12 protein-coding genes are annotated in these 13,891 nt (G+C 43.7%); 5 read left to right on the forward strand and 7 right to left on the reverse strand.

From position 1 onward, the window contains the following. Window positions 1-224: 224 nt before the first annotated feature. Both R7E00_RS04315 and R7E00_RS04320 read right to left on the reverse strand, forming a co-directional pair. The gene (locus tag R7E00_RS04315; RefSeq protein WP_258509111.1) at window positions 225-2,681 is read right to left on the reverse strand and encodes an ABC transporter permease; all 2,457 of its coding nucleotides are present in this window, start codon (window positions 2,679-2,681) and stop codon (window positions 225-227) included. Next, window positions 2,681-3,373 carry an ABC transporter ATP-binding protein gene (locus R7E00_RS04320; protein ID WP_005376323.1) on the reverse strand — a complete coding sequence of 231 codons (693 nt, stop codon included), beginning with the start codon at window positions 3,371-3,373 and terminating at the stop codon, window positions 2,681-2,683. Before R7E00_RS04320 ends, R7E00_RS04315 begins: the two co-directional genes overlap by 1 nt. Here R7E00_RS04320 and tesA point away from each other — a divergent pair. The 4 genes from tesA (at window position 3,372) to R7E00_RS04340 (ending at window position 9,077) form a co-directional block, all read left to right on the forward strand. Continuing rightward, the gene (gene tesA / locus R7E00_RS04325; RefSeq protein ID WP_005376324.1) at window positions 3,372-3,974 is read left to right on the forward strand and encodes a multifunctional acyl-CoA thioesterase I/protease I/lysophospholipase L1; all 603 of its coding nucleotides are present in this window, start codon (window positions 3,372-3,374) and stop codon (window positions 3,972-3,974) included. The genes R7E00_RS04320 and tesA overlap by 2 nt on opposite strands. Window positions 3,975-4,056: 82 nt before the next feature. Then, window positions 4,057-5,256 carry an enoyl-ACP reductase FabV gene (gene fabV, locus R7E00_RS04330; protein WP_064354774.1) on the forward strand — a complete coding sequence of 400 codons (1,200 nt, stop codon included), beginning with the start codon at window positions 4,057-4,059 and terminating at the stop codon, window positions 5,254-5,256. A 180-nt stretch (window positions 5,257-5,436) separates the two neighbouring features. After that, window positions 5,437-7,350, forward strand: coding sequence for a sensor domain-containing phosphodiesterase (locus R7E00_RS04335; RefSeq protein WP_017634164.1), 1,914 nt, complete (start codon window positions 5,437-5,439; stop codon window positions 7,348-7,350). A 71-nt stretch (window positions 7,351-7,421) separates the two neighbouring features. Next, window positions 7,422-9,077: an ABC-ATPase domain-containing protein gene (locus tag R7E00_RS04340; protein ID WP_262606035.1), complete on the forward strand. Its 1,656-nt coding sequence runs from the start codon at window positions 7,422-7,424 to the stop codon at window positions 9,075-9,077. A gap of 79 nt (window positions 9,078-9,156) precedes the next feature. On the opposite strand, the gene R7E00_RS04345 is transcribed toward R7E00_RS04340, so the two are convergent. Both R7E00_RS04345 and R7E00_RS04350 read right to left on the reverse strand, forming a co-directional pair. After that, on the reverse strand, window positions 9,157-9,777 hold the full coding sequence (locus R7E00_RS04345) for a DNA-J related domain-containing protein (protein WP_262606036.1): 621 nt from the start codon (window positions 9,775-9,777) through the stop codon (window positions 9,157-9,159). A 128-nt stretch (window positions 9,778-9,905) separates the two neighbouring features. Continuing rightward, on the reverse strand, window positions 9,906-10,745 hold the full coding sequence (locus R7E00_RS04350) for an isopenicillin N synthase family dioxygenase (protein WP_005376329.1): 840 nt from the start codon (window positions 10,743-10,745) through the stop codon (window positions 9,906-9,908). Between the two features lie 242 nt (window positions 10,746-10,987). On the opposite strand from R7E00_RS04350, the gene R7E00_RS04355 reads away from it, so the two are divergent. Further along, window positions 10,988-11,584 (forward strand): DUF2238 domain-containing protein, encoded by a 597-nt coding sequence (locus R7E00_RS04355; protein ID WP_262606037.1) that lies wholly within the window; start codon window positions 10,988-10,990, stop codon window positions 11,582-11,584. On the opposite strand, the gene cutA is transcribed toward R7E00_RS04355, so the two are convergent. Genes cutA through R7E00_RS04370 form a run of 3 tightly spaced genes read right to left on the reverse strand, consistent with a single transcriptional unit; the run spans window position 11,546 to window position 13,837 of the window. Then, window positions 11,546-11,878 carry a divalent-cation tolerance protein CutA gene (gene cutA / locus R7E00_RS04360; RefSeq protein WP_005376332.1) on the reverse strand — a complete coding sequence of 111 codons (333 nt, stop codon included), beginning with the start codon at window positions 11,876-11,878 and terminating at the stop codon, window positions 11,546-11,548. The genes R7E00_RS04355 and cutA overlap by 39 nt on opposite strands. A 14-nt stretch (window positions 11,879-11,892) precedes the next feature. Further along, window positions 11,893-12,144 (reverse strand): hypothetical protein, encoded by a 252-nt coding sequence (locus R7E00_RS04365; RefSeq protein ID WP_005376334.1) that lies wholly within the window; start codon window positions 12,142-12,144, stop codon window positions 11,893-11,895. Continuing rightward, window positions 12,128-13,837, reverse strand: coding sequence for an SgrR family transcriptional regulator (locus tag R7E00_RS04370; protein ID WP_005386283.1), 1,710 nt, complete (start codon window positions 13,835-13,837; stop codon window positions 12,128-12,130). Before R7E00_RS04370 ends, R7E00_RS04365 begins: the two co-directional genes overlap by 17 nt. Window positions 13,838-13,891: the final 54 nt, after the last annotated feature.

Raw genomic sequence — 13,891 nt, forward strand, 5'->3', positions numbered from 1 at the left:
AAAGTGGAAAAAATTTGCGAAAAAGTACTTGACTACATGGTTAAGAAGACACTTTTTTGTGTCTATGTGAATAAGAATTTCACTGTAAGACCCATGGCGCAAAGCCTGCAGAAACACCCCACTTTTTACCCCATTTAGTTATCCCAAAAGTTATCCACTGTTTTTGTGGATAACTAAAATAAAAGTGTCATGGAGTGTTCCAAACTTGATAACACTCGCTGCGATTAAGTGTTTACTGGCGTTAACAATCTTTTCAACAAACTCATCACTACAAGTGCCAACGTAACAAATGTAGCAAGCGGTAAAGCTATCCACAATTCGGGGTGAATTTGTACATTGAGATCGAATCCATATGTCATGACTGCGGCCACACAAACTTCCGCAGCGAATACCGCAACACCACTAGCAATCAACGCCATAATTCCGTACTCGGCCCACAGGGTTGTGTTGATCCGTTTCTTACTTGAACCTAATGTGCGATACAAACGAATCTCTTGTTGACGTTGGGACAAGCTTAACCTCAGTAGAGTAAAGATGAGCAGCAGACCAGCAACAACGCCTAAAAGAGCAAGGATGGTGATTGCTGATACGATTTGCTGAATCAAAGCCTGAATTTTCTCGCCCATAGTTCGGATATCTAAAACAGAGACCGTTGGGTGAGCACGTGACATTGACGTCAACAACGCTTCATTTCCTTCTTCAATCCTATAACTGATGAGGTAAGAACCAGGTAAATTAGCCATCACGTCAGATGAGAAAATAAAATAAAAGTTAGGCTTCATGTCACGCCATTCGACATAACGGATGGTATCTACTACTGCATCGTAATTCTGACTGTTTATTACAAAGCGCAGCGTATCACCGAGTTTGATGCCTAAGTCATTTGCTACATCCGCTTCTACAGATACACTCCCTTTGTTTGTCCATTCACCCGAAAGCACATCATTATATTCTGGTAGGCTGTCTCCCCATGTCAGGTTTAGCTCTCGACGTATCGCGTCAGAACCTTCTCCTTCGTACTCAACCTCTTTGACGTTTTGACCGTTGATCTCTGTTAGTCGTCCACGAATTATTGGATAAGCTTGGGACCGCGTAACTCCATTTTTATCTAGGGTTTCTAGGTAGTTATCGAGCTCATAATCACCAATGTTTAAAGCGAACACATTTGGCGCGTCTGCAGGTAAGGTTCTCTCCCAATCAGCGAGAATATCGCTGCGCACAAGCCAAATGATAGACAGCAACATCAAAGATAATGCCAAAGCACCAAACTGTAGACCGCTGGTTACTGGCGTCCGGTTGATACGACTCAACGCAAGCTTCATTGCAGAATGGGTTGACATACGTGCAAACAGCTTTGTGAGTGTGACGCTAACTGCTGCGAGTACCACAAACAGTACCGCTATACCAGTGAGCACGATCCAAACTAAGGTGTTATCAGCATACAGTAAAAGTAATGGAATAACGGGCACTAGAACAAGTAACATTCGCTTCCAAGAACGTTGCGCTTTACCCTGCTGTAGCACTTCTAACGCGGGAGTTTTAATCAAGCCTAAAAGTGGTATACCGAGAGCAGGCACCGTAATCAAGACTGCTGAGATAAATGCCACCAAAAATGGTGTGACGCCGTAACTAGGGAGTGGGTCGGGTAATAAGTCTTTGAGTGGAATACGTAATAAATATTCCAGCCCGCTCCCTAACAATAGACCGACGACACTGGCACTAATGAGAAGGATTGTGACTTGAATAAATAACCACTTTTCAATCCATCGGCGGCTCGCACCAAGACTTTTCAACATCGCGATAGTTTGTGTCCGGCTGTTCACGTAATTTTGACAAGTAAGAACCAATGTTGTCGCTGCCATAATGATGACAATCGCTACGGTCAACGACAGATACTGCGTCGTGCGTTCAAAAACCTCATTACTACGACTGGCAGTATCTTGCGTGCGCCAGCGATCGCTCGGAGAAAGCTGCGTATCATCTTGTAAGCTCTTTAGTGTTTTATCATCGGCTTGTAAAAACAGACGGTATTGAACTCGGCTCCCAACTTGAATTGCTCCTGTTTTATCTACGTCACTTTGATGAATGTATGCAGAAGGCATTTGCTGAAATGGATTAAAGCTCAAGCCAGGTTCCATCAATACTGCGCCTGATACAGTAAACTCGGCATCGCCTATCGTGACGCTGTCACCTGAGTTTACGTTTAGTTGAGTCATAATCCGCTCATCAAGCCAGAGTTGGTTCTCTTTAACGCGACCGGCCGGATTATTTTCAAGAACGAGCTCTCCCATTAAAGGGTAATTATCATCCACCGCCCTTACAGAAATAAGCTGCATACCATTATCGCTAAATGCCATAGTGGCAAATCGCGTCATCATCGAACGTTCAAGGTTTTCAGTCGAGGTTAACAACGTGTCCGGAATGGGATTAGCAGACACAAACACCGCATCTGCCGTTAATGCATCCTTCCCCTGCTTGACGATCACCTGCTCCATTCGTTCTGCTAATGCAGAAAGCGCAAAGATACTCGCAATCACGAGAATAAGAGCAACGCTAATAGGCCAAAGATTCCCCTGCCTTATTTCGCCGAAACTCCAACGTATCAAACTTTTATTCGACGAGTGCTGTGTTGTACTGTTTTGCTCTGTGGATGTTGCTTCACTTGATGATACTGCAGACATTATATCTCCTCCTTAAGCTCACCCGCCTCCATACGATAGATACGGTCACATCGGCTTGCTAGATGACCATCGTGTGTTACTAAAATCAGAGTTGTCCCGTGCTGTTCATTAAGATCGAATAGCAGCTCAATCACTTTGTCTGCGGTTTGATGGTCAAGATTGCCGGTAGGCTCGTCTGCGAACAACAGCTCAGGCTGTGTCATAAATGCACGCGCTAGCGCAACTCGCTGTTGTTCACCACCAGATAACTGGCTTGGTAGATGATCGACACGTTTTTCCAATCCAACAGCAGCTAATAATTCCGCTGCTCTTGCTTCATCTTCGGCTTCACCACGTAAAAGACAAGGAAGCGTGACATTACGTAATGCACTCAAACTCGGGATTAATAAGAAACTTTGGAAAACAAAACCTAAAGAGTCAGCCCGAATTTTCGCGCGTGCTTCATCGTCCAGTTTTGATAATTCATGACCTAATAAAGTAATTTCGCCTGATGTCGGTGTATCAAGACCAGCTAGCAACGTCATCAATGTTGACTTACCTGCACCGGAAGTTCCGACGATGGCGATCTTTTCTCCTTTTCGGATGTCGACATTTACGTCTTTGAGGATTGTTAATTGTTCTTGATTAGTAGAGACTTGTTTAGAAACCAAATTGGCTTGAACAATAGGTGCATTAAGTACAGGTGTTTGCATGATTCGTATACTTTCCTTAGTTCTATTTTTTTGTTTTTCCGCTACTGCACATGCGAGCGAAAAGCTACTTGTCTTGGGTGATAGCTTGAGTGCAGGCTATCAGATGCCGATCGAAGAGAGTTGGCCTAGCTTACTCCCTGATGCGTTGTCAGAACATGGTCAAGATGTAACAGTTATTAATGCCAGCATTTCTGGCGATACCACTGGCAATGGCTTAGCACGGTTACCTCAGTTGCTAACTCAGCATAGCCCTGACATGGTACTTATTGAGTTAGGTGCCAACGATGGCCTAAGAGGTTTCCCTCCTAAACTTATTACGTCAAATCTTTCAAAAATGATTACCATGATAAAAGATTCTGGTGCGGACGTTGTCATGATGCAAATTCGGGTTCCGCCTAATTATGGTAAGCGCTATAGCGATATGTTTTACGATATCTACCCTAAGCTTGCACAGCATCAACAAGTTGCCTTGATGCCATTCTTCTTAGAGCATGTTGTCACCAAACCAGAATGGATGATGGATGATGGCCTTCACCCAAAACCAGATGCACAACCTTGGATCGCTGATTTCGTTGCTCAAGAATTAATTAAACATCTCTAATTTTAATGGTCTAGCTCAATAAGTTTTACGTAACTTTACGTTAATCTATTTTCAATTCCACTCATCGAGGATAGATAACAACATGCGAATAGAACCGTTAATTCAAGGTGTTGTTGCTCGCTCTGCGCACCCCAAAGGGTGTCATGCATCTATTAAAGAGCAAATTGAATACGTAAAACACGCCCCACAGATCAAAAAAGGCCCAAAACGGGTTTTGATTATTGGTGCCTCCTCTGGTTTCGGCCTAGCGGCACGAATAGCCCTAACGTTCGGTGGCGCTAACGCCGATACCATTGGCGTCTCATTTGAGCGTGGCCCTTCAGAGAAAGGGGTTGGGAGTGCGGGTTGGTATAACAACGTCTTTTTTAAGCAAGAAGCAAATCAAGCCGGGCGTACCGCAATAAATATTGTTGGCGATGCATTCTCTGGTTCGGTACGCAATCAAGTGATTGAAGCCATTGAAACGTACTTTGAGGGTGAAGTTGACTTAGTCATCTATAGCTTGGCAACCGGTGTTCGACCTAAACCTGAATCTGATGAGTTTTGGCGCAGTGTCATTAAACCTATTGGTGAACCTGTCACTGGCGCTTCTATCATGCTGGAGAACGATAAGTGGATAGAAACCACCTTAACGCCTGCAACAGAAGAGGAAGCCAATGCCACCATTAAAGTAATGGGCGGCGAAGACTGGGAAAGTTGGATTGACACACTCATCAATAACGACTCTATCGCAAACGGCTGCAAAACCATCGCCTTTTCTTACATGGGCCCTGACATTACGCACCCAATTTATCTCGATGGTACGTTAGGTCGAGCGAAAATCGATTTACACCAAACCAGTCATTCATTAAACCTCAAACTCGCCAACTTTGACGGCGGTGCTTACGCAACCGTGTGTAAGGCGTTGGTGACGAAAGCCAGTGTATTCATCCCTGCGCTAAGTCCCTACCTGTTAGCGCTTTATCGAGTGATGAAGGAAAAAGGTACTCACGAACGCTGTATTGAACAAATGCAGCGACTGTTTACTACGAAGTTATACGATCAAGAGAAAGTGCCAGTTGACGGCGAACGCTTGATTCGAATAGATGACTTGGAACTTGAACCGCAAGTTCAACAAGAAGTCCACGCTCTTTTAGAACAGATGAATGCTGAAAACTTTAAAGAGATTGGTGATTACCAAGGTTTTAAAGATGAGTTTATGAAGCTCAATGGCTTTAACTTTGAAGATGTCGACTATTCGCAAGACATTTCTATTGAATCGTTAATGTCGCTTAAGCCTTGATACTTGTTACCTGTTTCAAGGATGAGATATGTGACAACTATTCCTAGTCCTGAACACTTTTCAGGACTTTTTTTTGTTTCGAGCCCTAGCCACCCTATACTTAATTAAAAAGCGAGAACAAAATAGAGCAGTCTGCATTTTTAATTCACAGGAAGTGAAACCACGTAAAGGATGACCTATATGGGGAGATTGCAAACATTAGACTACGAAATCCCTGAGTCTATGCGAAGAAGTTGGCAGGAAATCGTCAACTTACTGGCTCAAATAACACACGTACCCACCACATTAATTATGCGTATCCATCCGGATCGCATAGAAGTAAATACATCTAGCGAAACTCTAGGTAATCCTTATCGTACTGGCGATGCAGAGCTGCTTGGTAACGGTTTGTATTGCGAGCAAGTTATAGAACAGAAAGGCGAGCTTGTAATCCCCAATGCGCTTGAAGATGAAGAATGGCAAAATAACCCAGACATCAAACTAGGCATGATTTCTTATTGCGGCTTACCGCTATTCTGGCCAAATGGGGAGACATTTGGAACAATCTGTATGCTTGACTCTGAGAGAAACGAGTACAACGATAGTTACCGTCAGTTGCTTGAAACTTTCAAAGATTCAATCGAAGCACAGCTTTCAGTTGTGTACCAACAACATAAACTTCAGCGACTTAACACCGAGCTAAAGAGTCGAATTGAAAATCGTACCACGGATTTAGCCCAGTTAAGTTACTCCTTAACACAAGAAATTGATCGCCGTAAAGCCGCGGAAAAACAAGTGAGCTACCAAAAAACACATGATCAGGGAACTGGGTTTCTAAATCGCTCTGCACTTGAGAACATTGTCCAATACACCTTACAGTCCCTTGATAGTGATCAGCAATCGCTTGTGGTCATCAACATTGGTTTTAGTAACGCTCGCAGTATTCAGACCAGGCACGGGTTCGAGGTCTTTGACAACATTTTAAAAGAATTTCACTCCAGATTAACCAGACACGGTGCTAGCGGATTTATCACTGGTAGACCAAGTTCGAATGACATGGTTTTATTGATTTGGGGAGAGGATATTGAAGCTCGGTTAAATCAACTATTAGATGATATCACTAAAATTAGCGTAGATGGGTTTGTCTTCAACAAAACAGAAATACATTTGCACACGTATATCGGTATAGTTCAAGCTTACAAAGATTGCAGCAATGCTAAGCGTATCCTTCAACATGCATGTTACGCGATGCTTCTATGTAAAGAATCTGGCGAACCTTTTAGTTATTTTAGAGAAAATCATTCGGCGGATCTCAATAGTCACAATGAACTGGAAAGTTACCTTTTACAAGCGGTGCGTAACGACGATTTAGTGTTGTACTTTCAACCTCAAGTAGACTCCAAAACACGTAAATGGATTGGCGCAGAAGCCTTGCTTCGCTGGAGACATCCAATACTTGGCGACGTTTCCAACGAAGCATTGATACATATGGCCGAACAAAACGGGCTTATCTTTGAAGTTGGCTCTTTTGTTCTGCGTACCGCGATAGACAAAGCGAAACAATGGTCTGAGTTAATCGATAACTTCAAAATTGCCGTCAACGTTTCTCCCATTCAATTACAAAACGTAAATTTTGCAGAACAAGTGCAACACCTACTCGACACTTTCCATTTGCCAGCACACTTTCTCGAACTCGAAGTAACCGAGAGCGCTCTAATTGCTGATGAGATAGTAGCACGCACAACGTTAAATAAGTTGCACAAACTAGGTGTGACATTGTCACTTGATGATTTTGGTACAGGATATGCCTCGTTCAGCTATTTAAAGAAATATCCGTTTGATGCCATCAAAATTGATAAAAGCTTCGTCCAGCAAATGGAAAAGTCAGATGATGATCGCGAGATCATTTGTTCAATCATACACATTGCAAAAAAACTGGAACTCCAAGTAGTGATCGAGGGCATTGAATCCCACCAACAAGAGCAGTTTCTTATTGGTGAGGGTTGTGATATCGGACAAGGTTTTCTTTATGGTAAACCTATGCCTTGTAATGAATTTGAGCAAAGTTTGTTTAATCAGCGCCTTTCTGGCGGGCAATACGCCTACTCTTCCTAAGCATTCTCTTTACTATGAGGGCGGTGGTTTCTATAATCGCCGCCCGCTTCTATTAAAAGGCCAATATCTTCATGGATCAGTTGACTGCCACGCTTAAGAAAATTGAAAAGCAGAACTACCGAGCTTATCAGCAAATCAAAGGTCAATACGACTTCACTGATTTCACTTTGTTTATCGATCATGTACAGGGTGACCCTTATGCATCGGCGTCACGTTTTCGTGCGACTCGCTCATGGTCTTTGACTGGTCTTGAGTGGCTAAGAGACGAGTCTCCTGCATTTCAAAGAGCTGCACGTGATTTCATTGCGCGTAGTTTTGAACAGTTTGCTAAACAAGAAAACTCAGTGTCAATTTCACTGACAGGCCAAACTGTACTTGATAGCACCGCGGTGTTGTTTACTGAAGAAGGTATTGAACTGCGTTTTCGAGTTAACTTACCAGCCGAAGGTCGTTCAGTATTGGGGAAAAAAGCCAACAACATACTGACTTTCCACCTGCCTAAGTTTATCCGTCGAGCAACTTTAGAGCGTGAACTCGACAAAGCCGCTTTAATTAAGCACTGCCAAGTTGTTGAAGACCAAGATGCCCTGCGAGAACAGTTGGAGGCCAATAACTTAGTCGCGTTTGTCGCAAACGGCAGTATTCTTCCTCGAATTGCAGGTAATTGCGACCTTCCAATGAAAGAAGCCGTTGAGTTTAAAGCCCCTGAATCTCTACAAGTCACTTTACATGCGCCAAACAAGGGCCATGTCACAGGATTAGGAATTCCAAAAGGTATCACACTGATCGTAGGTGGCGGCTTCCACGGCAAATCTACCTTATTAAATGCAATAGAGCGTTCAATTTACGATCATATTCCAGGAGATGGTCGCGAATACATTGTTGCCGATAACAAGGCTATGAAGATTCGTGCCGAAGATGGCCGATGCGTACACCACTTGAACCTGTCGAACTACATCAACCATTTACCGATGGGTAAAGATACGGCGGACTTTTCTACTCAAGACGCATCAGGCTCAACGTCGCAAGCCGCTTGGCTTCAAGAGTCTATTGAAACGGGTGCAAGCACATTATTGATTGATGAAGATACTTCTGCTACCAACTTCATGATTAGAGATGAGCGTATGCAGGCATTGGTGGCAAAAGGTGATGAGCCAATTACTCCTCTCGTCGACCGCATTGGTCAATTACGAGATGATCTTGATATCTCTACCATTATCGTTATGGGTGGGTCGGGCGACTACTTAGACGTTGCCGATACCGTCATTCAAATGCACGACTACCAAGCCGTTGACGTGACTGAAAAAGCGAAAGAAGTTATCGCTCAGCACCCTACTCAACGCCATAACGAGTCAGAAGAACGTTTACAGACCTTCCCACCTCGAGCACTGAACCGCGTTGCGTTGATGAATATTCTGACTGACGGCAAGTTCCGTGTGAATGCGAAAGGCAAAGAGTCACTTCGATTTGGTAAAGAGTTTACTGATCTTAGCGCTTTGGAACAGATAGAGTCAGCCGATGAAGTCAACACAATTGGCTGGTTATGGTTCCAAATTGCTCAACTTCCAGGTTGGTGTAATCATCCGGCGAAGGAGATTGAAGAAATGCTGTCTGGTGAGTGGCATGCCGCTCTTCCTAAACAAGGCGACTTAGCCAAACCACGCACACTAGACGTTATGGCTGCCCTCAACCGCATGCGAAAATCTCAGTTTAAGTCATCATGCTAGTTTTGATACGCTGACAGAGACAGTTCAATCAAAAGGCAGCTATAGTTAGCTGCCTTCCTTTATCTTTATTCTTAGCGAATCATTCGTTTCTCAGTACATTCCACGCTTCACAAAGAACTCTAAATCTTTCTGCATCGCCATTTTCTCGATCAGGATGCCAACGAAGCGCGAGTTTTCGCCATTGTTTTCTAATTTCCGCAGGCGTAGCGTCAGTGTTAAGTTCAAATAGTGACAGTGCCTTTGTCTTATCTACGCTGGCTACTGACGAACCACCGATGAACTTTTGATAAGTTGTCCAAAATTCATTCAACAGTCGACGCACTTCATCTTCGTCCGCTTCGTAATTGCGCCAATCTAAGTAATACTCACGCAAAGGATCATGAATATCGATCTTATGCCTCAAAGCTTCCATCGAAGACATGAGCTGAATATCCATGGCTTCGACTTGAAGCCAACTATCCGGATACAGAGTGTCTTGCAGTTGATATAATGCATTCATGATCAGGAAATTTCTTTTGAATAAATCCTTATCGGGAGAGTCGTCCAGCTTTGAAATATAACCTTGTTCACCCAACGAGCTTGCCAAGGTGTGCACTTTCCAATTAGAGGGCTGTTTTCTCAGAATTTCTAACATTGGCCAAAGCAGCGGATTTTCTATTGCATGAGGCTCAATACTATTGACAGTACGTTGTCCTTTCATTCATCCTCTCTGACACGAGTTTAGGGCCCCATTCACGGCACAAAAAACATAGTTTCCACTTTGTAGCATAAATGCAAAAAGGCCGATAGTCATTCACCATCGGCCTTTGTAAGGAGATCACGTAAAGGTTAAATAACCCCTAACTCACGTAAACGTTCCATAAGGTAGCTATGTGCAGTGTAGCGCTCAGATAACACCACTTCCGGCTTTGGATGCAGGAACAACGGTAATGAGATACGTGACTTTTCTTGACGGCCACCCGTAGGGTTGATTACACGGTGAGTCGTTGAAGGGAAATAACCACCTGACGCTTCTTGAAGCATATCACCAATGTTGATGATTAAGTTCCCGAAGTCACATGGTACATCGATCCAATCACCCTCTTTACTCTTTACTTGCAGTCCAGGTTCATTAGCAGCAGGCAAAACCGTTAACAGGTTAATGTCTTCATGCGCAGCAGCGCGAATAGCGCCGGGCTCTTCTTCGCCTGTCATCGGTGGGTAGTGAAGCACGCGTAGTAATGTTTTGTCGCTGTTATTGATCATTTCTGACAACGCGATAGAGAACTTCTCTTGAACGTCCTTAGGTGCGTACGCTTCAACCCAACCTAATAGCTCTTGAGCAAATGCATTGGCACGCTCGTAGTACTCTAAGATTTCAGCTTTAAGCTGCTCTGGGATCTGCCCCCAAGGGTAAACATGAAAGTACTCTTTGATGTCTTTCACTTTGTGCCCTTTCGCCACTTCAGACACTGAAGGTGGGAAATAGCCATCTTGGGTGTCTACGTTAAAGTGAAAATCATTCTTTTGATCTGAACAGAAAAACTCATGCCAGTTTTTGTAAATTGACTCTACAAGCTCTTGTGGAATCGGGTGGTTTTTCAACACACCGAACCCCGTTTCGCGTAGAGAGGTAACGAACTGTTGAGCAGCATCGTCAGCAAGATAATCGACAGTTTCCAGTTTCATGGCTTTACTTCTTTTTTATTAGACTGAATCATGGATTCTATGGATGGGCATGTTGTAAATCAAACTTTAATGAAAACTGCACGCGCAAACGTTTTAATGTTGAGCAGTTTGCCAATAAATCAACATTTTCAGTGATCAAAAAACCCATTAAAATATCAATTGCACAGCGTTCAATTAAGTGCAATCATTAACACAATCTATGGAGTCCCACTGTAAGATAAATTGAAGGATCAAGTAACTCTATGAAAAGCACCTCGACACTCTTAGGATTAACGATTTTTTATGCCATCGTGTTTTTAGTTTCTGCGTTGGAACCTAACTCACGCGCAGTTTGGTTTGCGGAGATTATCCCGGCGATTGGTATTCTTGTTGCTATTTGGGCGATTTCGATTCGCTATCAGTTCAGTAATACGGCTTACTTTTTAATGTTCATCTGGCTCTGTTTGCACACTATCGGTGCGAAATATACGTTCTCCGAAGTGCCGTTTGACTGGTTTAACGACATGATTGGTTCAGAGCGAAATAATTTTGATCGCGTTGCGCACTTTTCAATTGGCCTTTACGCATATCCGATCGCTGAATACTTGATAAACAAAAAACGGTTCAACAAAGCGTTCTCTTGCTGGTTTGCTTTGTTTGCTATCATGTCACTTGCTGCTGGCTATGAGATTATCGAATGGTGGTATGCGGAGTTGGCTGGTGGCGATGAGGGAATTGCCTTTCTGGGCTCGCAAGGTGACATATGGGACGCCCAGAAAGATATGTTGTGCGATACCGTTGGTGCAGTGTTGTCGTTATTCTTAATGTCGGCTCAACGTCGATTCTCTCAACCATTCTAAATAAGGGTTAAACCCATCAACAATTGGAACCTGTACGATTTGAGCTACCTCGTATTCGTGCAGGTTTTCTATTTTCTCTTCCACCAATTCATAAAGTTCTCGACGAGTTTTGATCACCAGCAACCATTCGTTGTCAGTACAAATCTCCCCTTTCCACACATAGTGACTTTCAATAGGCATCGTTTGAATACACGCGGCTAATTGAGCATCTAGCAAACCTTTAATGATCTGATCTCGATTTTTTTCATTACTGGTTGTACTTAAAACCATGCAATAGTCATGTTTCATACTCATTTTCTAGCCCTTTATTATTTCATCGTCACTTTGCCGCCAATCATTTTGTAAGCGGGGGTTCCTCTTACTAAAGTATCTCTTGCAAACTCTTGTCCGCAAGCGGGGCAAATACATGGGGTTTGTGTGAAATCGTCAACAATGCGCTCTTTGAAGCATTTAACCAGTGCGCCTTTCCCGCCTTTACGGTACTTAAATAGTTGAGTTTTACATTTAGAGCAAAAGATATCGACGGTTTTCGTCGGTTGTTTTTTATTCGGTTTCGCCATGGTTACTTTCTATATCCGGTTTGACCCATACATTATTAAAATCAAACCAACCTAAGGCATTACACTTTGCATTTTGTAACGCACCGCTGTGGTCTTTATTCACGCCTAGCCAGCAGTGAAACATAGGAATCACCTGACAGCTTTTTACTAACTGTCGTCCTAGCTCACGCGCAGGAAAGTCTGTGTGCATGCCGGCACGCCATTGATCGACAAGTTTAGCCCATTCACTAAAATCGTAACCTGAACTGAACTTCTCAATATCACTGTAATCCAGGAGCCAGCCCGCCAACGCGTCATTTCGGTTCGTTGCAATGCCCATAGCTTTCACCCAGATATCCACTTCCTCAGGCGCGGGCGGTTGAGAATCATAACGAATAAACTCAACCTCTATACCGTGCGGTTTTAAGAGTGTCTTGATGGCCTTGGCAACTACTGGAAACATCGGATGCTTTTTCTGATACGCTACGGAAATTACCTTATTAGCCTGTGGTACGCTGCCCGCTTCCGCTGGCCTGAGATCAATCCAACCGGGCTTAAGGCCAAAGGCTTGCAATACTCCCAGTTCCATCACTTTATCTTGTGGAACATGCGCGTAAATCTGGTGACTGTTGAGGGTTTGCGAGAGGAACTCTGCCCAACGTGGATCTTTTGCAATTCCGGTGTTTTTGTTTAGTAATAGGAATGTACAGCCAGGGTCCAGCTCGACTTCATCGGATGAACCTTGTTTATCCATCTTCGGTTTTGACAGGCTTGGATAAACCATTGAGGAATAGGCTTCATCGATTACCCACACCTCCACCTGGTCAAGTAAAGGGCGAAAACCAAAGTAGCCATCAAAAGCAGTCAAAATAAGACGCTTATCATCATTCATTTTAACTTGGAACGGCCCTGTCCCTATCGGTTGTCTATCGAAGCTTTCAGAACGCAAAGCACTCGGTAGCAAAATTTTTGCTTGCGACTCACTCAGAGCCAGAGGTAGGTAACGATCAGGACGGACGAGCTCAATATCAACGGTCCACTCTTGTGGTGAAGACACCCGCTTTATGTGAGAAAACAAGTTCAAGCCATTTAACGCAAGCACACTCTCAAGAACACAACTGGTTGTTAACGGTTCACCATTATGAAAGCGTACTCCACGACGAAGATAAAAACGCCAATGTGTATCAGAAATTGCTTCCCACGTGTGGGCTAAATCTGGTTGAAGTTGTTCATTTTCATCAAGGCGAGTGAGTCCGCTAAAAATTTGTCTGGCGATGTGCTGTTCAGAACGCCGCATCGGTTTCTGTGGGTTTAACATCGACAATGGTCGATAATAAGGCAAACGCACGACCTGCTCGCCCTGTCGATGCTGAAGCCCTAAATAACCTTGGATAACCTGCGTCAATCGTGCCGCATCGTTATCAAGCGCATCTAGAGCCTGACCGATTTTCCCTTCATCGAGATAACGCCTGGCGAGGTTTTCGCTGACGTCGCTTCGATTACGTTTAAAAACGAGTTTCGAAAGTTTTCCTCGACCCGCTGCCGGATGCCATTCAATCCAGCCCTCTTCTTCAAGTTTATTTAGAACAATACGAGCATTACGACGTGTACAAAACAACGCTTCGGTGATGTCTTCGAGCTGAACGTCCGTATCGTGACCGGAAAATTTTTCAAACAGTGTTTCGAACTGAACACGTAAACGAGGGCTACTCATAAAGAGGAAATTCTTATCTTGTTGTCGATAAGCTAAGTTTCCTCATTTTTACCA

This window comes from Vibrio sp. Vb1755 (genome assembly GCF_033338635.1).
In the GTDB taxonomy this organism is placed as follows: Bacteria; Pseudomonadota; Gammaproteobacteria; order Enterobacterales; family Vibrionaceae; genus Vibrio; species Vibrio alginolyticus.

Excerpts from the sequence above, each read along its gene's own strand:
- R7E00_RS04315 (WP_258509111.1), bottom strand. The coding sequence starts at position 2,681 with ATGTCTGCAGTATCATCAAGTGAAGCAACATCCACAGAGCAAAACAGT.
- tesA (WP_005376324.1), top strand. The coding sequence starts at position 3,372 with ATGATTCGTATACTTTCCTTAGTTCTATTTTTTTGTTTTTCCGCTACT.
- R7E00_RS04320 (WP_005376323.1), bottom strand. The coding sequence starts at position 3,373 with ATGCAAACACCTGTACTTAATGCACCTATTGTTCAAGCCAATTTGGTT.
- fabV (WP_064354774.1), top strand. The coding sequence starts at position 4,057 with ATGCGAATAGAACCGTTAATTCAAGGTGTTGTTGCTCGCTCTGCGCAC.
- R7E00_RS04335 (WP_017634164.1), top strand. The coding sequence starts at position 5,437 with ATGGGGAGATTGCAAACATTAGACTACGAAATCCCTGAGTCTATGCGA.
- R7E00_RS04340 (WP_262606035.1), top strand. The coding sequence starts at position 7,422 with ATGGATCAGTTGACTGCCACGCTTAAGAAAATTGAAAAGCAGAACTAC.
- R7E00_RS04345 (WP_262606036.1), bottom strand. The coding sequence starts at position 9,777 with ATGAAAGGACAACGTACTGTCAATAGTATTGAGCCTCATGCAATAGAA.
- R7E00_RS04350 (WP_005376329.1), bottom strand. The coding sequence starts at position 10,745 with ATGAAACTGGAAACTGTCGATTATCTTGCTGACGATGCTGCTCAACAG.
- R7E00_RS04355 (WP_262606037.1), top strand. The coding sequence starts at position 10,988 with ATGAAAAGCACCTCGACACTCTTAGGATTAACGATTTTTTATGCCATC.
- cutA (WP_005376332.1), bottom strand. The coding sequence starts at position 11,878 with ATGAGTATGAAACATGACTATTGCATGGTTTTAAGTACAACCAGTAAT.
- R7E00_RS04365 (WP_005376334.1), bottom strand. The coding sequence starts at position 12,144 with ATGGCGAAACCGAATAAAAAACAACCGACGAAAACCGTCGATATCTTT.
- R7E00_RS04370 (WP_005386283.1), bottom strand. The coding sequence starts at position 13,837 with ATGAGTAGCCCTCGTTTACGTGTTCAGTTCGAAACACTGTTTGAAAAA.